Here is a 22,364-nt window from a genome sequence, read left to right as displayed (position 1 = left end):
ATCTAGGTGGTTTGAGTATTGAAGAATGAACCCATTGATGATGTTTTACATACCGTTCTCTGAACTTTGCTGTTGCACACTTTTCTCACACAACAACTGATGTATAACTTTCTACTCCCATACTTTGTACTCCCATATTTTTAGAGACACGCATGACCCGCTTACTGATTGTTGAAGACATTCCCGCATATCGACAGTTTTTATCTCAGCTCTCGGACTCTGAGCAGATCAGCCATTGCGACAGCGCCAGTTGTCTGGCGGAGGCTTTTGAGCTGATTAAGCGGCATCAATACGATTTAGCCTTGGTTGATCTGGGCTTACCCGACGGTAATGGGCGGGAACTGATCGCTCACTTAAGAGCGCAATCCTCAAAAACGGAAATCATGGTGCTGACCATCTTTGGCGACGAAGACAATGTGCTCAAAGCCATCGAAGCGGGTGCTCGTGGTTACTTGCTGAAAGACACCCCGTTCGAACAGATAGAGCAGGCGATCGCTAACCAACTCGCCGGAGGCGCACCCATGAGTGCTGCCGTGGCTGCCCATGTGCTGAACCAAATTCAGGGTGGGCAAAAAGAACCTTTGCCGAATCCGTTAACGGGTCGGGAAAACGAAGTACTGACTTTGCTGGCAAAAGGGCTTAAAAGCAGCGAAATCAGCAATATGATGGGTATTTCTCATTACACAGTGAACGATCACATCAAAGCGATTTATCGCAAACTTGAAGTCAACAGCCGTTGTGAAGCAGTGTATGAAGCCAATCAGCAGGGGCTGATCAAGTAACCTCAACCCTTGCCTCAACTAGCTTACTTCGCTTCCAGCACCATGATGCGCTCTTCCAATCGTTGAACCTGCTGGTGCAGTTGCTTGGTGGTTTCCAGCAGCAACGGAATCAGTCCTTCATAGTCGACACTCTTCATGCCTTCTACGTCTTCATCCACCAGAGATGGGATCACCGCTTCCACCTGTTGCGCAATCAGCCCGTATTCCGTGGTGTTGCTGTGGCTGTCTTTCCACAAAAACGTCACGCCATTCAACTGACTTAGGATTTGCTGTGGTGAAAGGATAGGGTTGATGTTTTTCTTGAGCCTTTCATCAGACGTTCGGCGAAAGTTACGCGCTTTGATGGCTCCGGTTTCCCCATCGACGTGAATGTCGGGTGTGTCCTTGGGGGTGATGACTTTAATTGAGCCAGTTTCATTGTCGATGCGTTCTGTCACCGCTGCCACACTGCCCACACTGATCTCTTTGCGGCACTCCTGTTCTTCACAGAACACTTTATCGGACACGGTTGATTTGGTGCGAACACGGTTTGGGGTGATAACCGTGCGGTTGGCGCGGCTAGAAAACTCCGAAGTGATGATTAAGTTGTCGCGCAGAATCTCAACACCAGTGCCTTTGTTTTCTTCGGCTCTCTGACCAAAACGAAAGTGGTTTGCGATGTTGTCGATTCGGCGGGTGCCTAGTTTGATGTCGGTAGTCATAATTAAGTCCTTTTAGTTTTGAGTTGGCGTAGAAAAGAGCCCGAATGGTAGCGGAGTTCCGGTACTGCTGAGTGTGCCGTTGGCTTCTTCTAAATCGAATGAGAAGGTCGCGCCGTTGATCATCACTTGCAGATTCACGTTAGCGACTTTGTTCACCCCCGATGTCGCGCAGCGAAGGTGCAGTTTGCTGACGGATTTCATGGGAACTCGTGCCTCGGTATCCAGCACCACTTGCTCGGAAGCATAGAGCTTCATCGCCCCCTGATTCACCAGCGATTTCACCACCAGCGGAAACTTGCGATCCCCGTAATGGAGGTTGAATACCAGCTTTTTTGCGTTGCTTCTCGCCTGTACGGTCAGCGTTGCGCCCAGCATGTTTAACGTTTGATGGGGAATCAGATTTCGAAGCGAACCATTAAATGGAATTCCGAGTTCTTCCGTGGCTTTACGGACGCGATAATTCGGTGCGATTTGCCCCATCACTTTACGCAGGCTAAAGGTGTGATGGTCGGTCATCATGGATTGCAGACGAGCAAAATACTGGTTTGCTCCGGATTTGTTGGGATGCAGCATGTGGGCTTTTTGGCAAGACACCGCAGTGAGCAGATTTTGTCCCAGTTCCAACCCTTCCGATGCAGAAAAACTCAACGTTGCCTGATATTTCGGGCACATCTTGACGCGCTCGCGAGTGACCAGAGGATCGCCTCGCAAACCCCATACCTGTGGCTGCCGAGTGAACATGGCTTTGCTTGCCGACAAACCGGGGTGAACAAACCAGATGGGCGCTTTGCCACTTGCGGTGAGTTGTTGGTTGACCTTGTTGGCTGCACGCATTGCGCCCAGTTCCATCGCAGTGTAGAACAGGTAAGCATTGAGTTTGATGATGTCGAGCTGGTCAGCTGGTGCAGTCAGCCCGTCGCCCATCCATCCGAGAATGTCATCAATGGGCGTAAGCGCTTCGGCAAACTCAATAATGGTGTCGGAAAAACGGTTTCCGGTGCGAAAGTTAGCAATTTCCTGCAGCACGGAACCCGCTTGCTCCATCACGTCTAATACCTGCTCAACACTTTCAAATTTTGAATGCGGGGAAACGGCTGGGAAGTATCCCGTATAAATGATCAACGCATTGGGGCACTGATTTCTGGCTTTCACCAGAAATGGGATCAGGCGGTCGTCGACCAGTCCATCCAGCTTCTGCACCGTCTTTTCAAAATCGGTGGCGGCAGACTTGAACCCCACGTCGTTGGCGATGCCGTTCATCAGCAGCAAGTCGACGGTTTCAGGTTGTTCGATGTCTTTGAGTTGTCTGGTTATGGTCGGGTACGACGCAGGTAAGTCACCAAAATAGGTGGGTTGCGGCAAGTTGGTGTCGTAGCTCGGGCGTCGATGGTGCTCGTTGTCATTCCCGATGATGGCACCAGAATGGGCTTTGTAATCGCCAGTGACGGGCTGGTGAAGATCCCGCACGTTTGCGCCACTATTTACGTTTTGTCGAAGCCAACTGACGAGTTGATTCGCATAGGTTAAGTGACGGGGGATGCCTTGCCCCCACATCACGGAATCACCAATAACGGCTATTCGCATCATGTCCTCCTTGAGTGTAGATAAGTGTTATCTGGCTGGTTTTTGTTCTGATTAGTGCTTTGCCTAGCTCTTGTGCTAGTTACCAGTGCGGTAACTGAGCTAGGCAATGATGAATAATATCGGCGTCCCGCACGTTTTGAGTCCTTTCTAAAGGGGCGATCAGCTCCGTGGCGGAATCCACTTTTATGCCTTCGTGACCTCGCCCTGCGACCACAACGATTTCATCGGGCTGCTGCGTTTTTAAGGCTTGATAAATGGCGTCCGTCCGGTTTTTGATGACTCGGGCATGTGGCAGAACTTTCTTGAGTGGTGCGAAGATCTGTTCAGGCGGCTCGCTTCGTGAGTTATCGCTGGTGATAAAGGCATGGTTTGCAAATTGTCTGACACTTTCTGCCATGGGCGCGCGTTTGCTTCTGTCTCGGTCACCACCGCAACCAAATACCACTACCAGTTTCTTGCCAAAGGTTTGATTCAGTGAATCTAGAGATTTGATAAGCCCGTCTGGGTTGTGGGCAAAATCGACAAACACCTGTCGGTTCCCTTTAGTGGCGATGGATTCTAGCCGACCGGGGGGCAGAGAAAGAGTGGGGATATATTGGCAAGCCTGCGTGAGTGCTTTCTTACCGTAAAGACTCTGTACAATGCCGAGTGAAGTCAGCAGGTTTTGAACGTTGTGTTTGCCAAAAAACGGGCAATCTCCCTGCCATACATAACCGTTAAGGTTGAGCGATAATATGTTTCCCTCTAGCCGCCCAAACCATCCGGGAGTGGACGTTGAGTCGGCAAATAACCGAGCGTTCAATCCAGAACTCTGGCTTGCAGCGACCCATTTGAGGTGCATGGGATCTTGCTGGTTGATCCACACGTCAGCGCCAGCTTTACAATGCTTCAGCAGTTTAAGTTTGGCATTGAGGTAGTCTTCGAGGGTGGGGTGGTAGTCCAGATGATCGTGCGTTAAGTTGGTAAAGGCAGCACAATCGAACTCGAAATGTTGGTACTGACCAATCTCGATCAGGCGACTAAAACACTCCATCAGACAGACATCCACCTGATTCTGCTCTGTGAGATCTTGAATGAATTCGTGAACCCGTTGGCTGGAATTGCAATACCAAGGGACTTCTTCAAACTCCCCACCCAATCCCACTCCTAATGTGCCCCAACTGGCTGCATGAATACCTAGTTCAGAAAGCAACTGTCTTGCTAATTCTACGCTGGTGGTTTTGCCATTAGTTCCGGTAACCGCTGCCCATTTCATCATGGAATCCTTTCGAATCATTTGGTTTGATTTACGTTACGCGGATAAGGGGGATTCACCATCCCCAGTTATAGGGGGACTTGGTTGCAGAGCGGATAGAAATGGCAGTAGACTGAGTTTTTATAAAATAGTGAACGGTATGCAATCGAGCGAAAGGACATCGCTGAACAGACCTGAAAGCGCATCTCGGGAAGTAGTTGTGCGCTTGGCGATCATTGTTTTGGTGCCTGTTGTGGCGATTTACGCACTGGTATCGCTGCTAAGGTATGGTGATCTCGTCTCTTTACCGTCGGTGCAGTCAGGCGTGCTGGTTCTTAAAGGCAATGAAACCACCAAGCTGATAGATGTCGCTCTACCTCATAATTACAGCCAGCACCTCAATTTTTCTTATGGCGAGTATCGGATCTCGCTTCCCAAAGTCGACAAAGATTCGAATGCGACCACAGCTATCTTTTTGCCGCCTTTTCGTGACACTGCCGAGTTTTATCTGGGTGAGCAGTTGATCTGGCAGACTGCGCCGATTGCTCATTCCCGCGATTCCATGATGCCAAGGTTTCGCTATCGCCCTTCCTATCACGAGCTGCCCAATTCGTTATTTGAAGGGGCGGAACTGCCGCTCACCGTAAAGATCGCGTCCAGTGGCGGGCTGCAAATGCCCGAGGTTTTTTATGGTACGCCAGAGCAAGTGAAGCCTTACTATCAGTTTCAGTACTGGTCGCAGATTGGGCTGCACATTGTGATGCAGTGGCTGACTCCGCTGATTACATTGTTTTACCTTCTGCTGTGGTGGTTTCGACGCAACAACACTGAGTATCTTTTCTTTGCTTTGGGCTTTGCATGCTGGGCAATGAGTAATATGACATTTACGGTGTCGTCGCTGCCTATTTCCCAACAAACTTACTGGATGACGACGGTAACAGTTCAGCCTTTCCTCACCTTGTTTATGATGCTGTTTTTGCATCGCTGGTATCAGCTTAAACGCCCGTATGTCGAGTTAATTGTAAGCGTCGCGACAATGGTTCTGGCGGCATCGTCTTTCGCTTTGTATGAATATGAACCGACTAGGCTCTGGTGGCGGTTTAACGAAAGCGCCTTGCGTGGTTATGTTGCTTTGAGCTCGGTGTATATCGGTTATGTATTGGTGACTCAGGCGTTATTCAATCGCAGCAAAAGCGCCTTGTTACTCGCAACCGCAGGAATGATTGGTGTGGTCTCAGGGGTATTGGATTCGCTGGACGGGATGCAGCTTCTGGAGATGCATTTCCCGCTAAGCGCCCATGCAAACTTACTTATCTTTCTGACTTTGTGCGTGCTTCTTATCTACCGATATGCCAGTGCACTAAACCGCAGTGAAGAGTTGCAAAGAACCTTAGAGCAGAAAGTGGTGGAAGCGGTCGCGCTGTATAAAAAAGAACAGGCAGTGGCACATGAGTTGGAAAAGAAGCAAGCATTAATGGATGAGCGTCAGAGCCTGCTTTCTGACATGCACGATGGGGTGGGTAGCCAACTCGTTGAGCTGATTACGTTACTAAGAATGCCGAGCACCAACCAAACCGATATTCAGCTCAAAGCAACCCAGTGCCTGAACGATTTACGTCTGATTCTTGATTCACGTAACCCGCTCTTTGATGCGCAATTCAGTGTGTTACTCGGGCAATGGCGAGCCCGAATTGAGCCCGTGCTTCAAGCTGCCAATATAGAACTGGAATGGTTTGTGGAGTGTGAAGACAGCGCCGTGACTCTTACACCACAGTCCAAACTGGACTTGTTACGCATTCTGCAAGAACTGATTACCAACGTCATCAAGCACGCTGAACAAGCCACAAAAGTGAGCTTTCAGTGCATTCAAAACAACTCCGAGCTCATCATTCAGGTTCAGGACAATGGAAAAAATTCCAAAGACTCTGTTGATAAGAAATCTGATGGATATGGTTTGTCCTCGATTCAAAATCGAGCCGAAAAGATGAATGGAGAGTTTAGTTTTGAGCTGACTGAAAGAGGCGGGTTAGCTAATGTGCAAGTGCCGCTATAGAAGTTGGGAAAATAAGTATTTTCCCAATCTTAGACATAAAAAAAGCTAACCAATAGTGACGGTTCCACCGCCAACCAAAGATCCACCACAGCTCACCGCATCACCAGATCGGGCAACGGGTTTGCCGTTCACAAATACGGTGCCAGAGCCCGCAGCAATACTGCGACCATGAGGTGGATGCTTGGGTTTTGAATGGGGTACGAGTGGATCACCGACTCTCGCAATGGGAATACCATCAGCTTTTACATCGGGAGATGCACCACAGACAGGCGTGGGAGGGAAACCGTCATGATCGGTACCAATATTTCCTAAAACTACTGCGTTACCCATGGTTTCCTCGCTTTTGAAATGCTTTGTATGGGTTATATTCTCGAAATTTATGCCCGTCAAGTTTGAGTGTGAGATAGGCAATTATCCGCTTAGAAAGCGATTTTTCTACTGGACTAAGTTCACAAAAATTGCTTCAAGCGAGGGGAGCTTTCGAAGCAGTGCTATTCATTCGCTTTCTTTTAAATGCGTAGTGAAAATCAATTCTTTTACACTCCTAATTTTTTAGATGCTCAGCATTAAGACATGGCTTCAAAAATACGGATTGCAGTGCGCATAAGCTTCTATTCCCAAACGTTAAAAACTATCATAGAGCCACTTATCGACTGACTGGGTTTGTTTATGCGCTTCAACGGATTACTGCTGGCTTCTAGTGTGTTGTTTCTCTCTTCTTGCAGCGATGCTTTGTCTGTAGAAAGCGACGTCGTGTCTAAAGCAAAAGTCGCGGAGATAGCTTCCAATATAAAAAAGCTGCACCCAGAGGCTTCAGATTCACTCAAAGCCCAGATGTTAGATGTCGCAGTGAAAGCGCTGGAAAACATGGTTTACGTTGAAGGAGGCACATTTATGATGGGCGACTTCAAAATGCCGTGTGAAGTGGAAGACATCAACACCTTTCAATGGACGGAAGAGGCGTCTTGTTACAGCAATATACTGCCTCAAACCTATAGAACTGCTGACTTGCATGAAGTTGAGTTGTCGAGTTATTACCTCTCTAAATACGAAACCACCTACTACGAATTTGATGCGTTTTTGCTTGCCCAAGGGCAACAAGTAGTTAAATTAAAGCGACGAGAAGAACTCGGGGATTTCAATTTTTATGATGAATACCCGACCCCAACTAAAAATTGGCAACAAGCTAAAGATTACTGCTTATGGTTGGCAGGGCTCACTACAATACCGGTAGATTTGCCAACAGAAGCGCAGTGGGAATACGCCGCTCGTAACCGAGGGGAATACATTTATTACGCCACTAATAATGGTCTTAATATGTACAAATACGGTGGCGGTTATATAAACGGAGTATACCGAGATTGGCTTCCCGAAGAGTGGAATGTAGACCCAGATGAATATCGGGTCGGTCAGTTGCCCCCCAATCCATTGGGTTTTTATGATTTGCAAAGGGGGGTAGGAGAGTGGGTGGATGATTGGTTCTCGCCCGACTACTACAGGCAGTCCCCCAAGAAAGACCCTAAGGGGCCAGTAAGTGGTGAAAAGAAGGTCAAAAGGGGAGCTCGGGGCGATAGGTCATTTACAACTAATCGTTACATAGGGAAAGAATCAAAAGATAAGTACCTGACCGCCCAAGGCTTTCGCTGTGCGGTACAGAACAGCGAAAACCCACTACCACTATAGATAAAAGAAATGAGGAAGTTGCGAGACTTGCTGCTTAACTTGAGGTCCCTTATAGATTTTAGGGGACGCCATGGTGGTGTAAGCATCCATCGAGACGCGATCATTTTCGGCTAGTTTTACTATCCATTGAGTAAATTCGTCTTGCTGCTTACCATCTAAAATGGCATTGATACGGTCTAGATTTTTAAACAGTGCTTTCTCGCCCCCTCGCTTTTTCCCTTGTGTGTTCATTCTGGAGAGCGCTTCTTCAAAACGACGCCAAGAATTGTTGATCGCTTGAGACAGCAAAATATTAATGGCCTTTTCTTGCTTCTCTTCAAAGTTAAACACATAGGTGCGTACCAATATATCCAGCATAATGCCGATGGTTTCTGGTGGAAGTAAGTGAGGTCGTGTTTGGGTAAACTTGACTGGGTCACATATTCTTGTCGCTACGACTTTGGCTTCTTCTTCCAAACGTTGTTTTGTTTTAATGCTCTCCATTCTGGTTGCCCAGAAATTCTCTATGTTTTCCAGTCCCGAATTGATGGCGTTTTCCAACACCAGTGTTGGGTCGGTATAGAGATAATAGGCGGCTTGTACAAAATAGTCATAGGCGTCTTTGTTCACGCAATTTAATACGCGATAATCAATCACTGCCAGTGCTTCCCAGCAGACTTTGGCTAAATCCCATAGCTTTTCAAAGTCAACCGTGGTACCAAACCCGCCCGAACCGCCGGGACCAAACACCAAACGACCGCTGCATTGGAAGGTAAACTGTCCATCAATAAGATAAATCCCAAAATCAAACCCAGCCCCAGCTCCGAAGGCGACGTTTCCCTCGGCTTTGATTTCCGCAAGGGCATCGAAGGCAGTGGTGTGAGCGTTTTTAGGGTGTTTCCATTCGAGCGCGCCTGTCACTTGCCCCCCGGCTTGCGCACCTGCAAAGGCATTCCCCGAGATCCCGACACCGCCGCTTTTGGTGGTGCCAACGGATACGTCAGGGGCGAGCAAAACGGAGGCTCCAGCACTTTGTTCTGGCGGTTTGTTGGTTGCTGTCGCCTCGGCGCTGACGGTGGCGCCCATAAAACAACTTATGGCGGCAGAAAGCTTTCCGCGGAAGTGCCCAAAAGGGTAGACGGCTTTTTTGCCATTCGCATCTGTATAATTGAGGTAGAGCTGAAACCCTCGCTCGTAAGGTAAGTATACTGCGGCTTCGATTTTTCCTTCCATAAGTGAAAAGGCAGCCGAGGCTTTGACATTCAGGTCAATTTTGCCCTCTTTAGGTTCAAATACGGTCTTGACTTCGCCCATTGCCGTAAGCCTCATCAGCTGTGCTTCGCCGCTAACCGCATAAGGAGCGTAACCTTCATCGTCCTTTTGGGCGTGGTTAAATGTCCATTCCTTCCATTTTAAATCGCAAACGGTGTGCGATAGCCAAACTTGTTCGAGCTTTCCAAGTACGCCATTATCAGCATCGCCTGCGATTCCGTTTTTGATGTCGGTAAACATTGCTTTGGCGATTTCTTTTTTACTGCCCGTTTCAATCGCTTCCATCATGGCATTTTGTTCAGGGTTTGTGCGCCATTGGTGAACTCGTTCAGCCACAAACGCTTCCCGGATATAGATGAGACGGTTCTGGCTGACCAACACCGCTTCCCTGAAACCGTGCCGCACAGTTTGAGTTAGCTGAGCGTTTTTTCCTCTTGGAAGGTTTCCGTAATTGATGCCTTGTAAGTGCGTTTTTCCTTTGCTCTCTTCTTTTGCTAAGAGTGTTTTTAAACCCAAGATCTCCGATTCCAATCGGCGGCTGACCTGCTTCTTAAGTGTGATGTCCGTTTTATCGTTAAAAAAGGGAACATAGCCATTCAATTGTTGCTTACGAAGCTCCAGTTTTTTGATTCTGTCTTTGAGTTCGCGCTGCGTATCATCTTGCTTTTCTTTTTTGGAGTTAGTCGAAGTCTTGTCGACCTTGATTAATCCACCATTGTGCGCTTTGTCTAACCATTCCCTACGTTTATTCCGGTGTTTCTCAACGGCTTTCTCATCGGTGTGGGTACCTTCGGGCGCGTCATTTGAAATTTGTTGGAATTCCTTCATGAGCTTATCGATAATCGAGACTTCTTTAAGGATGTCGTCTCTCATGGTCTCGTTGAGTACGTAGTACTTTTCTGGCGCATCCCCCGTAAACATGATGACATCACACACCTCCATTTTTTGACAAGGTGAAGCCCCAACAACACAACCATCCTCATTGGTCGGCATTTCTTTGGTAACGGGTTCAACGGGCTCTTGGCAGACCTCTTCACAATCATCCTCCTCTTCTTCGATAGGGATAAGCACAATATCCCCGACTAAGATGTGATTAGGATTGGATTGATACTGGGGATTGGCGGCGAGAAGTTCGGCGTAGCTAACGGCGTGTTCAACCGCTATTTTGATCAGGCTATCGCCTGCTTTAACGGTATATGTCTTTGTGGTCATTAGCTAAACTCTCCCGCCATTTCTTTCCATTTCTGTTGAATATCTTGCATTTCTGCTAAATGTTCAGGGCTAAAATTGTGTATAAATTGCAATGCATTTGGAGCCATTGGGGCAGCCTTGGTTTCATGCTGTAGCCAACGTCGGTGGAACCATGTGATTTTGGTTGTACCCTGTGTGAAAGTTTGCCTTTCTGCTGGTTTGAACGATGCCAGAAGTGGCAACAGCATTCGAGGTTCGTAGAATCGGAACAAAGCCAAATTGCCGCTATTTTTTGAAGTTAAGCGGTGTAAGCACCAATCCAATAATTCGGAAAAAGAGAGCTTGGACTCGATAAATGTGCCACTGGGGTGGCGTTCAAAATGGCACGCCAGCCTTGAAAGAAGCGCATTTTCATCCGTAACTTTAATAAGAAGTGGACCTTCGCCTTTATGGTTTTGATAGAGGTCTTCGCTAAACAGTGACTGAAATTCGATAGTGCTTGGTCTATCTTCATAAAGCCATGCGAGAATCTCTGGTATTAATAAAGGCTCTACAATGGCATACAGGCTGTGGTCTTCAGACACTGGGCAATAAGTGGTTTGAGAAATATTAATGGCGTCTAGTTTGAGTGTATTTTGCACTTGCCTTCTCCACTACAGTCACAGTGTTCAGCGAGCAAAGCCCCACTTTGAACGATGGCTTGGTAGTCAAAAGTCTGAAATTTAGCGTCTGCTGCTGTCATGCTTGCTGTTATTGATGGCGCTATCAGCTCTTCAGGCGATTCTTTTTGGGAAATAGGATTCGAAAGTTCGGGCGTAGCACCGCCAAACCCACTGCCGCTGCCAGCGCTGCCGCCAGCGTTGAGGTTGATAGCTGGACCGACTAGGTGCACGCCTGCTGGGTCGATTTTGACAAAGCTGCCTCCTGCCTTAACGGTGATCTCAGAACCTGCCTCAAGAACGATATTGCTGCCGGCTTTGAAATGGGTTTCCATTCCGGCTTCGTTAAGAGTCTTTGAACCTGATTTGGTATGGAAAGAGCCATCGACTACGGTGGATTTATCAGCGGTCACTTTCACTCGGCTTTCCCCATCTACCGTGAGGTGCTGATTGTTTTTCACATGGGTAAACTGGTCGTTGTCCACCGTGTGATGTTCATCGTTGTGAATGTGAGTGGTGCTGTCGTTTTGCACATCCCGCTCTAAATCCTTTTGAGCATGCAGGTAGACTTTCTCGTTCTCGGCTTGGTCTTCAAAGCTCAGTTCATTGAAGCCGTCGCCTTGATGGGTTTCACTGCGGATGACGGTTTTGGTTTTGTTGTCCGGCAAGGTATAAGGCGGAATATTGGTGGCGTGATAGGTGCGCCCAGTAATAATCGGCTGGTCAGGGTCGCCATTTAAGAACGACACAATCACCTCATGCCCAATACGCGGTATCGCCATCATGCCGTATTGGCTGCCCGCCCAACCCTGAGAGACACGAATCCAGCACGAACTCAGCTCATCACTGTTGGAATACCTATCCCACGGGAAATGAACTTTCACACGCCCATGCTCATCACAGAAGATTTCTTCCCCTTCCGGTCCCACCACGGTTGCCATCATCGGACCATCGACTTGCGGCTTCGGGGTTGGCGTTGCGCGCCACTGGCGCTGAGCGGGAATGACTGTAAACGTGTTGTCGTAAGTGGTGGCCCCACTGCCGCCTTCCTCTTCCAAGGCTTGAGGCTGCTTGCCAGTGTGGGTTGCATTCACCACCAGCCAGGTACGGTTGCAACTCTCATCCAAATGGTCAGATAAGGTAAACTTGGTGCCCGCTTGCAGGGCTGGGTGATTGCTTTGCCCAGTGGCAATGTGGGCAGTACGGCGAAGGTAATCCAACCGATATTGGCTGAACGCCGCGCCACTGTCGTCGTCTTTGTAGCGAGCAGGGGCATCGTAATGCTCATAGCCATCGCGTTGATAGCTCATCTCCTCACCAAGCCGCTCTTGTTTAAATGCGTAGGTGGGCTTCTTAAAGCTGTATTCTTGAAACTGAACGCTGGACACATCGGAGCGCACTCGCTCGGTGAGCCCGAAAACGTAAGGGGTATCCATGGTGCCGCCGGCTAGCGCGTTATAAGGCACTGGAAACGGGTAGGTGTCGTAGGCTTGGGTGTCATCACAAAACACAATCGTGTGTTTACTCGTCTGATGAACAAAGCGATAGACCAATCCCTCTTCGGCGGCGAGGCGATGCATAAAGTCCAAATCGGTTTCCCGATACTGGACACAAAACTCTCGGGGCAAGCAGGACCGCTTCAGGGAAAAGGCATAATCGTTGATGCCCATTTCCTGAAACAGCACAGACAGAATCTCAGGCACCGTTAAATCTTGAAAGATGCGACTGTTCTGACGCAAAGACAACCGCTCAATGGCAGGGACTAACGTCAGGGAATAAAAGGTGTGTTGATGCCCGGTGTCGCCTTTAGAAAAGGCGCGGACAATACCGTGAACACGTTGAGTGACTTCCCCATTTTGAATCACCGACAGCCAAGCGTTTTTGTCCACCACTTGTTCAGGCGTGAGGTCCATAGAGCGGCTGGCGAGTTCAATGTGATAGCGAAAGCCATGACAGCCCTGATAGTTCGACAGGGATTCTTGCCCGTGATACTCGCGCACAATCAAGGTATCCGAAGCCAGTCCTTCGACATCCAATGAGAAGTTTAAGGTGCCCATTCAGTCCTCATAAATAGGGACTAAGCCCCAAACAGTAATCCATAACAAAATCCAACAGTTATTGGTCAGATCGTTAGAGGTTCACAGCAAGGGGTGTGCCAAAGTGATAAAGCCTTTTAAAACAGTTGGTTAGTGTTTTTTCTAAGAGGTGTGAAAGCGAATAATTGCTTGTGTGTGGGCGAATAATTGCTTAGGTAGCGAGAATGTGCCTGGATCGGTATCACTATTTATAGGCTCAAATAGCGTTATCTCAGTGGGATCTTCTCCATCATTTTACTGTTAAAAATTTGGGAGGGTTGGTTACTCTTCGCTGTTACGAATCTTAAATCGAAAGTTTGAATCGAAAAAGAAGACCGAGCTATGTAGTGAAAATTTAAATGAAACCGGATGAATATTCTTTATTCTCCCTTTCTATTTACTGAATGCTTGGCTGCAAGACTTAATGTCGCTTTCATAACATCTATCACAAATCTGATAATCATATAAAAAATCATGAGATTTATGACACCGCTGGGCAAAGTGCAACTCTGTTTTCTTAAGTATACATCTCCACTGTGCAGTCACTCGAAAAGTCTTGCTGTTAAGTAAATACTCATTTGAGTGCGGCGACTTCTCTGAGCAACATACAGAAAGATTCAATAAAGCGGCTTCGAGTTACTTGTCTGGAACTCTGGGTAATTAAGAAGCTCGCGACGTTAAACATCCTACATCTAAGGTGCGAAGTATTTAATGACTATATTTAAGAAAAACAAGCTCATCTTTGCCGTTTCTTTAGCCGTTGGCGCAGTTAGCCCTATCAGTGCACTGGCCGCAGATGCTTGTGCTGGCATCAACGAATACCCGAACTGGCCTCAGTTAGACTGGGCAGGTAACCCTAGCCATGCAAATGCTGGCGATAAAATGCAATACCAAGGTAAAGCATACACTGCAAACTGGTATTCCAGCTCTATTCCGGGCTCAGACGGTTCTTGGAAATTCGACTTTGACTGTAATGGTACTACAGACCCAGGTACAGGAACTGGTCCGGGAACAGGTACTTCAAACGCTTCACTGTTAATCCGTAAAGACCCAGTTAACTTGAAAGTTGCAGGTTGGCCTAGCACGCTTGCAATGGGTACATTTACCAACAATTCAGCGACTTTAAACGGCGCACTAGCGAGCGCTAATGTAGATTCTGTGTTCAGTGTTGTAACCAATGCTGCAGATGTATTGGCGACGCTTAAACAAGCAAGAGACGTTGAAAAGGCAAATGGTGGTGAAGCCATCGTGCCAGTCGCAGCAGTATCTACCGCTTCTGGTTTGGGCGACACCGACATTCTGACTTACGCTAATTTGGTTGCCCATTACCAAAACCTCATTCAAATCGCAGCACAGGTTCAAGTATTTAAAGACGCTGCGCATGCATCTCCAGGTTCAATTGTTCTAAATGAAGATCTGTTGGCAACGTGGCAAGCAAACAAAGATACGACATTTGCTACCGCATTCGGAACAGACACAGCGTTAACAGAAGTACAGGTTAAACGTGCACTGCGTGAAGCGATTACTAATGTATCTGCTCTCACTGTGACTGACGCTGCGGGCACATCACAAAGCATTTCTAGCCTTTACAACCTATCAGCTATCGATACGGCAGCCGCTAATCTAGCCGACAACGTAAAAGGTTGGGTTGCTTCTCAAAACTTTGTGATGGAGCAATTTGCGAAAGACGTTTCTTACGGTTGGTCGCTAAGTGTTTCTAACCCTGGTACAACAAACTGGGTTCACAAAGATTACGCTGGCTTGCGTTCAACTTGGAATGCAGCATCACAATCTGTTGTTTCATTCGTAAACTGGACAGGCGCTTACGCAGATGCAGCCGCTAAACCCGATTTCTTAGTATTTAAACAAAGCGGCAATAATGGTCTTTCTACTGCAGGCCGTGCAGAGCACGCATTTGGTCCGATCGCATGGGATAACTACCTTGTTTACATTAAGCAAGTGACGGATTCCATTGATGTACCTGCAATGCTCTACAAACTGCCGGGCGCTCACCTTGCTACTACGTCACAATCTGGTAATTACGACGCAGCGACACAAGCGGGTACAGCGGCGAGCTTCTTCATGGGCGACAAGTCTTTGGGTAAATCGTCTGCAAACTTGCGTAGTGATGTTGCTTCTATTGCACTAGACAGTGCAACTTATGGTGTGTCTTCTGTCGCTTCTTTGGTTGAACAAGAATCCCACGATTGGGGTGTAAGCCAGCTTCGTCGTGCAGCGCACAGCAACGTATTCTCAATTCTTTGGGGTAGTGACAGCGCTACACCTGTGGTATCTGCAACGGCAAATACAGATTGGTTGAAAGGCAAGGTAGCAGCTTACCAAGCGAACCCAATTCCTCTGTACTATGTTTCTGAAAGCCTTGTTGCGACGCCTCTAACTAGTGTTGCCGCTCTAAATGCAGATTTGGAAGGCGCTGAAACTGTCATGAATAATGAAGCTTTCTTGTATGAGCTTCCAGGCAATAAGTGGGCTCCTTCTACTATCTACAAGTGGAAAGACTTCCTTAAAGCCCTGAATTCAATGCATAACGTAGGTGTCGCGGGTAACCAATTCTGGCTTATCGATCCTAATGCCGACATTGAAACCAACAAGAAATACGCGAAAGTAGCGATTGCGGCGTTCTTATCTCAAAGTATGCAGGAAACCATCCGTTATAACGCGTGTGATGAGAACAACTGGGCAGAAATCAAGTACGGTGCACCAGCGAACCACCCGAACAGTGCTTCTTGTGGTCAGCTAGATCAGAAATACGCCGATTACGGTTACAACCCAGTGACGGGGCAGGATCATCCTTACTCGTGTCCTCGCAACAACAAGCTAGAGCTTTCTGCGAATACTCACGCTTCTTGGTACGGTGCTCCAGCGCCAATCTTCGTAGCACCAGATGCGGTTCTGAAAGAAGAAGGCAAGATGGCGGCAAATGCAGCAGGTCGTTGGGACATCAATGGCGAACACTGTATGACTAGCCCTCAAACTATCGATGAGAACAAGCAAGTTTGGGAACGTTCGAAGTGTGAAATCTACGCAGGTCAAAAAGCAGGTGCATTCTTGTGGGATGGCAGCAGCAAGCAATCTATCGAAGGTTGTGGCTGGTGGGGTCGTGGTGTAATCCAAACGACAGGTCGCCAAAACTTCGGTACATTGAACCACTTCATTGGTCGTAGCCATGTTGACCCAGAAACTGTTGGTCAAACCATCGAAGGTACTTTAGTTGAAGCAGCACCAGCTAACCCGCTTTATGCTGATCTTGACTTGTGTTCTAACCCTCAGTTGATTTGTTCTACTGAAGAAAACACAGAGATCAAATGGATCGCAGGTCTGTTCTTCTGGATGACATCTGTTCAGAACTACAGCGATGTTGGTGGCCCATACGCGGCTTGGAACTACCACGACGAGCTAAAAGCTTACGTTGATGGCGGCATGGTAGGTACTAAGTTTGTTGATGCGGTTTCTGGCATTGTTAACCGTGGTTGCCCAGATGATGCTTGCCCAGTAAGTGGTAAAGTTCACGCAATTGCAGAGCGTCGCGCAAACTTCAACCTAGTGCTTCAGAAGCTTGGTTTGAACCCACAATAAGTTAGTTTAATCGTTAAAACGATTTTCTAATAAAGAATAATAAAGGAGCTCTCATTGAGGGCTCCTTTCTATTTAAAAAGAGTAAGTTTAGCTACATTGCCCAAATTTTATGTTCATGACATCTGCTTGTTTATCTTGAACCACATCACCAGTTTTAGTTAACGCGTTGAGCGCCCCTGAACCCTCCCAGCTTCCAATATTTGATGCTTTCAGTAAGGTTTTGAACTCTTTTTTATTGAGTGAGCACTTGCCTGATTCAAGCAGCACTTTTTTTAGACTTTCTGTCGGTTTAGGCACAACCTTATCGCCGCCACACAGTGGTGTTTTTGCCAAAATTTTGTCTTCTGTTTCTTGTGCTTGAATGGTGCCCTGTGTGATTAGATAGTCTTTCATTAAGTGAAGAGTTGGGCGAACTCTTATGCCTAAGCTTTGCGAAATGGATTGTGATGTTTCTAAATCGGAGAGATCTACCGAACAATCCCTTTGCTCGACGTGTTGTACAAAGTTGGCAACCAAATTATCGATGGTATTGGCATAAACAGAGGGAGAAGCAAAAGCGATAGCGACCAGAAGCATCGCGGGTCTTTCGAGTTTCATTTTTATATCTCATTAGGGTTTGGAGGAAAGGTCTAATGATGATGGGGAAGGTGAATTTATCTTTTACGAGTATGTAAATTCTTGGTCAATAATCAAAATTGAGAAGCGTGTATTCAAGTGAAGATAATTACCCATAACAAAGCAGCTATTTGCGAAACTAAGCCATGTTAAATGGTGTCGGTAAATCGACGACAGCTTGCAATGACTTGATTCATCAGTGGAATTGAACGCTGACTTATATTGACCGCCATACCAACAGAGAGCGAACAGTCAAAACCTTTGATTGACCTGAGTGCGATACACTCGGAGCCTGTAATTTCAGCCCAATTGGGTAGCAAGGCTGCCCCAACACCTGCTTGAACTAGGGGCCAGGCGTAATCGATGGTTCGGATATTGGCTCGGGCATTAAACTGAATTCCTCGTTGCAACAGGCTGTCTTTCAACGAATCGAGAGCGATACACGGTTCTCGGTGAATAAATGGCATTCCATCTAAGTCTTCAAAATCTAAACTCCCTTTTTGTGCCTCAGCCCAATGGTGAGGGAGAGCCAATTGATAGGTGTCTTCCCATATTGGTACAAATTGGTCATCGCTCACGCGGGAGGAGCCGACTAAAACTCGCGCATCACAAGGTTCGTCGGCATCAACCAGTGTGAGTTCTAAGTGCTCGATGTCTTGGCTAAGGTGCTGAAGCAGTAAACTCATCCGTTTGGCTCCGAGTGAGCGCATAATTCCGAGCCTTAGTGGTACTGTTACGGGTTGATCGCGAAAGGTTTGAAGGATGTTTTTTTCGCTGTCGATCATCCGCTTGGCTTCTGGATAAAGTTGTTGGGCTGCTGGCGTTGGCGCTACACCGCGAGCGTGGCGAACAAAAAGCGTGGTATTGAGGACCGATTCCAAATTCTTGATGGCAGAGGTGATCGAAGGTTGAGAGACAAAGCAGTATTTCGCAGCGCCGCTGACACTGCCTACTTCATACACCTTCAAAAAGTAGCGTAATGTTCTGAGTTCCACGTCTGCCTACTCCAATATACAAGAAACAACTCGTTTTAACGTAAGGTATAGGAAAAGCCTATAGTTAACATAAAAATAACATATTTCACGCAGATACACGAACAGAGTAAGGTTTGCGATAGCACGTCGCTCGGTGATGCTGAGTGGCGGAAATTCGTATTACCTTAATTGGATCAGAAGTTTAACAAGGAGTCGTTATGTCGCCGGATAGCTTATTTAACTCGCTTTGGCAGGACTACATCAACCGCCTTTGTCCTTCAGCACAAAAAGTTCATGACTTGCTACAAGAAGACGAAGTGCTCATCAATGACCATATTGCGCTACGAACATTTGAAGGTAGTAAAGTAGGAATCGATGTTCTTGCCAAGCCGTTTTTAGCAGTGGGCTATCAACCTGCAGGTGACTATGTGTTTGAGTCGAAAAAGTTGATTGCAAAGCACTTTGAACACCCCGATCCAAAATACCCTAAAGTGTTCATCAGTGAATTGGAAATCCATAAATGCTCGGCTGAACTGCAAAGAATCGTGGGTAAATTACTTGATCAGGTGGATACTTCGATCTTAGAAACGTCTGATTTTTTATGCAGCGGTCGTCTATGGGAACTGAATTATGCTGATTACGTGACCTTAGCAGCAGAGAGCGAATATGCTTCTTGGCTTGCGGCGCACGGGTATGGCGCGAATCACTTTACGGTGAGTGTGAATCAGTTGGATCAATTTGAAGAGGTGAAGCAAGTTAACCAACACCTGCGAGAAGCCAGCTTTACCATCAACGAGTTTGGCGGAGAAGTGAAAGGGTCGCCAGAGGTTTTACTGGAACAGTCTTCTACAATGGCAGATAAAGTGCCAGTGCACTTTGTTGAGACAACGGAAACCATTCCTGGTGGATTTTATGAGTTTGCCAAGCGTTATCCAATGAATAATGGTGAGCTCTACTCTGGGTTTGTTGCTGCCTCCGCCGACAAGATCTTTGAAAGCACCAACGGCTAGATTTTCTCATTCACACGGGAGCGTTGAGTTGACGCTCCCCATTTGACCTATCGCTATCGAATATCCTTTCCAACGTTTACATCGCTAATTCCCCTCTTTTTACACCCAATACTCGCTGTCGTGACTACCATTTTTTATCAAAAGTTAATATTTTGTTAATTGATTTAATTTTTTGTGAGTTTTTTGTTCTTTATAAATGAATAAGATAAGCCGTATTTCCACTCAATAGTGAAAGCGTGGCGAAATTTCCTACACAGGTGGTGGTGGGTCTATTTTTGGGAGCAAGACAAGCGTCTTGAACTCGTGGAAGCTGCCAATGCATGTACACGCAATGTCGGTGACCAATCCAAAGACAAGGAGTAAATATAATGAATAAAATTCAAAAAAGCGCCACGTTTGCATCAGTCGCATTGGCCGTTGCCATGAGCACAAGTGCAATCGCAGCAGATTCACCAGTGGGGAGCTCTGGTGCTGCAATCGGTGCAGGGGATAAAGTCCATTGTTATGGCGTACACTCATGTAAAGGTCAATCGGACTGTAAAACCGCAGAGCATTCCTGTAAGGGGCAAAACAATTGCGGTGGTCATGGCTTTAAAGCGATGAAAGCGAAAGAGTGCCTGGACAAAGGTGGCGTAATTTCAGACGTGTAACGTCAGCAGGGAGAGAGAAATGACTTTAAGTTTTGGACTCGGGTTACGTACTCAGCATTATAACGATTTTCTGAATACCAAGCAGCCCGTGGACTGGCTGGAAGTGATTTCTGACAATTATATGGTCAATGGCGGCAAGCCATTGGCCATGCTAGACCGAATCCGTGCCGATTATCCAGTGACTATGCATGGTGTATCCATGTCCTTAGGATCGGTGAACGGCTTGGATCAAGAATATCTAAAAAACCTCAAAGCGCTTGAACAGCGTATTCAGCCAATGTGGGTGTCTGATCATCTATGTTGGGGAGGCGTACATGGTCGTAAATTACATGATCTCATGCCGCTTCCTTTTACTCAAGAAGCTTTAGAAGTGGTGTCGCGAAACATCCGACATGCGCAAGATTTTTTGCAGAGACCACTGGTGATTGAAAATGTCTCCAGCTATGTTGAGTTTAATGATTCAGAAATGACGGAATGGGCTTTTTTAACCGAAATCTGTAATCAGACTGGGTGCCAACTATTGCTCGACATCAATAACATTTACGTTAGCGCGTTTAACCACGGATTTTCACCTTTTGAATTCGTTGATGGCGTACCAAAGGAGCATATTCGTCAATTTCATCTCGCCGGTCATCAAGATAATGGTGATCACCTAATCGATACACATGACCATCCAGTTTGTACTGGTGTTTGGGAATTGTATGAGTACGCACTCAATCGTTTTGGTGCAATCCCAACCATGATTGAACGCGACGATAACATTCCACCTTTATCGGAACTTTTGGAAGAATTGGAAACGGCGAAAGCGATCGCCAGCAAGGTGTTAAAAATCGAGGGTGCCGCGTGAATCTAGAAGAATTGCAACATCGATTTCAAGACATAGTTTTGACTAAAGAATGCACCGAAGCCGATTGGGTGAGGGAGAGAGAAGGGCGCTTGCCTTCCAGAGAACGCTTGGCGATCTATCACAATGCGTACCGAGTTCGATTGATTGAAGTGCTTCGAGAAAACTTTGAGCATACGGCGATCTACTTGGGGGACGATTGGTTCAACCAACTTGCTTCAGATTACGTGCAAAGCCACCACTCAACTTACAACAACATTGGCTATTATGGCCATCAGTTTGCAGAATTTGTGGCAAATCAGCTGCCAGAAGACAAAGAAGTTGCTGAACTGGCAGAACTAGATTGGATACTGAGGCGCGCATTTGATGGGGAAGATAGCTCGGTTTTAACAATGGAAACACTCCCGATTTTAGTGAGCCAAGACCCCGACAATTTTTGTTTAACGCCTGTACCAACAATGACGCTCACTGCCCACGAATGCAATACACTTGATATTTGGCATGCAATCGATAGAGATGAAACGCCTCCTGACGTAATGCCATTACCTCAAAAGGTGGATGTATTGATTTGGCGCAAAGCGCATTCGCCTCATTTTCGCAGTATTTCTCTGTTGGAGTCGCTCGCTCTGCAATGGGTTAGTGAAGAGCATGCAGTGAATGAAATAGGGGAAGCGCTACAAAACCGCTTCCCAGATGTGGATGTATCCAATGAGTTTGGGCTAATGCTCCAACGCTGGATAACTGATGAGGTGTTGGCATTTTAATGGGCAATAAGCCCTCTAATTGGGTAAGGTAAGACCCAGACTTTAGCTGCATTCCTTATGAGTTTTCACTCTTAGCTGCTTTTATTGTCGTAGGTTTACGATTTTTTTACCGCTGCCGTCACAATAAGCTCCACTTTTAGTGTTGGGCGAGCCAGTTTTGCTTCACCACATGCACGGGCAGGGGCTTCACCTTCATCAAACCACTCATCCCAAACCGCATTCATTTCTTGGAAATCGGACATGTCAGACAGCCAGACGATAGTTTGCAACACATGATGTTTGTCGCTGCCCGCTTCTTCAAGTAAAGCCTCTACACGCCTAATTGCTTCGCGTGTTTGGTCGGCGACACTCTCTTCCGCAATACCCACTTGACCGCACAGATAGATCGTATCGTTATGCTTGACTATCTTGCTCATGCGCTGGTTCGTGTGCAGTCTTTCTATATCACTCATGTTCCTTCCCTTTACGTTATCTTGATGGGTTCCAAACCCAAAATCTTACCGTCAGTGTATTGATAAAGCTATTGAAAAGAAATTTTTGGTTATGATGCAAAATCGAGTCTTTAGCTTTCTATCATTTTTATATGCCAACCCCTATAGTTTTGCTTGTTCAAAAACGTCTAGTGGATAAAACAACGCGCTAAACTTTGCAACATAGCTTACGAAGTCTGATAGTCGCTGATAATATCTTCGGAAAT

General features: G+C 46.9%; 18 protein-coding genes. 8 read left to right on the top strand and 10 right to left on the bottom strand.

Features of this window, described 5'->3' with window-relative positions; translation table 11 throughout:
* Nucleotides 1-152: 152 nt before the first annotated feature.
* Nucleotides 153-782, top strand: a complete 630-nt coding sequence (locus CW749_RS01985; protein WP_101110194.1) for a response regulator transcription factor — start codon at nt 153-155, stop codon at nt 780-782.
* 23 nt (nt 783-805) lie between these two features.
* Here the strand turns inward: CW749_RS01985 and CW749_RS01980 are convergent, their stop codons facing one another.
* From CW749_RS01980 to murE, 3 genes are all read right to left on the bottom strand, one after another.
* Nucleotides 806-1,483, bottom strand: a complete 678-nt coding sequence (locus CW749_RS01980) for a tail fiber domain-containing protein (RefSeq protein ID WP_101110193.1) — start codon at nt 1,481-1,483, stop codon at nt 806-808.
* 12 nt (nt 1,484-1,495) lie between these two features.
* Entirely contained in the window at nt 1,496-3,070 is a 1,575-nt protein-coding gene (locus tag CW749_RS01975) for a hypothetical protein (protein WP_237322289.1), read from the bottom strand.
* A gap of 76 nt (nt 3,071-3,146) precedes the next feature.
* On the bottom strand, nt 3,147-4,325 hold the full coding sequence (murE, locus tag CW749_RS01970; RefSeq protein ID WP_180958301.1) for a UDP-N-acetylmuramyl-tripeptide synthetase: 1,179 nt from the start codon (nt 4,323-4,325) through the stop codon (nt 3,147-3,149).
* Between the two features lie 136 nt (nt 4,326-4,461).
* Between murE and CW749_RS01965 the strand changes: the two genes are divergently transcribed.
* Nucleotides 4,462-6,354, top strand: coding sequence for an ATP-binding protein (locus CW749_RS01965; RefSeq protein WP_237322287.1), 1,893 nt, complete (start codon nt 4,462-4,464; stop codon nt 6,352-6,354).
* A gap of 45 nt (nt 6,355-6,399) precedes the next feature.
* Here the strand turns inward: CW749_RS01965 and CW749_RS01960 are convergent, their stop codons facing one another.
* Entirely contained in the window at nt 6,400-6,684 is a 285-nt protein-coding gene (locus CW749_RS01960) for a type VI secretion system PAAR protein (RefSeq protein WP_101110190.1), read from the bottom strand.
* A 339-nt stretch (nt 6,685-7,023) separates the two neighbouring features.
* Between CW749_RS01960 and CW749_RS01955 the strand changes: the two genes are divergently transcribed.
* Nucleotides 7,024-8,037 (top strand): SUMF1/EgtB/PvdO family nonheme iron enzyme, encoded by a 1,014-nt coding sequence (locus CW749_RS01955; protein ID WP_101110189.1) that lies wholly within the window; start codon nt 7,024-7,026, stop codon nt 8,035-8,037.
* Here CW749_RS01955 and CW749_RS01950 read toward each other — a convergent pair.
* Genes CW749_RS01950 through CW749_RS01940 form a run of 3 tightly spaced genes read right to left on the bottom strand, consistent with a single transcriptional unit; the run spans nt 8,032 to nt 13,195 of the window.
* On the bottom strand, nt 8,032-10,500 hold the full coding sequence (locus tag CW749_RS01950) for a LysM domain-containing protein (protein WP_101110188.1): 2,469 nt from the start codon (nt 10,498-10,500) through the stop codon (nt 8,032-8,034). The two genes, CW749_RS01955 and CW749_RS01950, sit on opposite strands and share 6 nt — an antisense overlap.
* Entirely contained in the window at nt 10,500-11,120 is a 621-nt protein-coding gene (locus tag CW749_RS01945) for a DUF4123 domain-containing protein (RefSeq protein WP_101110187.1), read from the bottom strand. Before CW749_RS01945 ends, CW749_RS01950 begins: the two co-directional genes overlap by 1 nt.
* Entirely contained in the window at nt 11,099-13,195 is a 2,097-nt protein-coding gene (locus CW749_RS01940) for a type VI secretion system tip protein VgrG (protein WP_101110186.1), read from the bottom strand. The genes CW749_RS01945 and CW749_RS01940 overlap by 22 nt, the downstream gene beginning before the upstream one ends.
* 729 nt (nt 13,196-13,924) lie before the next feature.
* Here CW749_RS01940 and CW749_RS28360 point away from each other — a divergent pair.
* Nucleotides 13,925-16,810 carry a cellulose-binding domain-containing protein gene (locus tag CW749_RS28360; RefSeq protein WP_237322285.1) on the top strand — a complete coding sequence of 962 codons (2,886 nt, stop codon included), beginning with the start codon at nt 13,925-13,927 and terminating at the stop codon, nt 16,808-16,810.
* A gap of 87 nt (nt 16,811-16,897) precedes the next feature.
* Here the strand turns inward: CW749_RS28360 and CW749_RS01925 are convergent, their stop codons facing one another.
* Together CW749_RS01925 and CW749_RS01920 are read right to left on the bottom strand one after the other, a co-directional pair.
* Nucleotides 16,898-17,407, bottom strand: coding sequence for a hypothetical protein (locus CW749_RS01925; protein ID WP_101110185.1), 510 nt, complete (start codon nt 17,405-17,407; stop codon nt 16,898-16,900).
* 167 nt (nt 17,408-17,574) lie between these two features.
* Nucleotides 17,575-18,420, bottom strand: a complete 846-nt coding sequence (locus tag CW749_RS01920; RefSeq protein ID WP_101110184.1) for a LysR family transcriptional regulator — start codon at nt 18,418-18,420, stop codon at nt 17,575-17,577.
* 197 nt (nt 18,421-18,617) lie between these two features.
* Between CW749_RS01920 and CW749_RS01915 the strand changes: the two genes are divergently transcribed.
* From CW749_RS01915 to CW749_RS01900, 4 genes are all read left to right on the top strand, one after another.
* Nucleotides 18,618-19,409: a DUF1338 domain-containing protein gene (locus tag CW749_RS01915; protein ID WP_101110183.1), complete on the top strand. Its 792-nt coding sequence runs from the start codon at nt 18,618-18,620 to the stop codon at nt 19,407-19,409.
* A 368-nt stretch (nt 19,410-19,777) separates the two neighbouring features.
* Nucleotides 19,778-20,059 (top strand): hypothetical protein, encoded by a 282-nt coding sequence (locus CW749_RS01910; protein WP_101110182.1) that lies wholly within the window; start codon nt 19,778-19,780, stop codon nt 20,057-20,059.
* Nucleotides 20,060-20,078: 19 nt separating this feature from the next.
* Complete coding sequence (locus CW749_RS01905) at nt 20,079-20,906, top strand: DUF692 domain-containing protein (RefSeq protein ID WP_101110181.1); 828 nt, start codon at nt 20,079-20,081, stop codon at nt 20,904-20,906.
* The gene (locus CW749_RS01900) at nt 20,903-21,667 is read left to right on the top strand and encodes a putative DNA-binding domain-containing protein (RefSeq protein WP_101110180.1); all 765 of its coding nucleotides are present in this window, start codon (nt 20,903-20,905) and stop codon (nt 21,665-21,667) included. Before CW749_RS01905 ends, CW749_RS01900 begins: the two co-directional genes overlap by 4 nt.
* Nucleotides 21,668-21,762: 95 nt before the next feature.
* Here the strand turns inward: CW749_RS01900 and CW749_RS01895 are convergent, their stop codons facing one another.
* Nucleotides 21,763-22,119, bottom strand: coding sequence for a RidA family protein (locus CW749_RS01895; protein ID WP_101110179.1), 357 nt, complete (start codon nt 22,117-22,119; stop codon nt 21,763-21,765).
* Nucleotides 22,120-22,364 lie beyond the last annotated feature (245 nt).

This window comes from Vibrio sp. vnigr-6D03 (assembly GCF_002835515.1).
Classification (GTDB): domain Bacteria; phylum Pseudomonadota; class Gammaproteobacteria; order Enterobacterales; family Vibrionaceae; genus Vibrio; species Vibrio penaeicida.
This window is presented reverse-complemented; position numbering and strand designations above follow the sequence as displayed.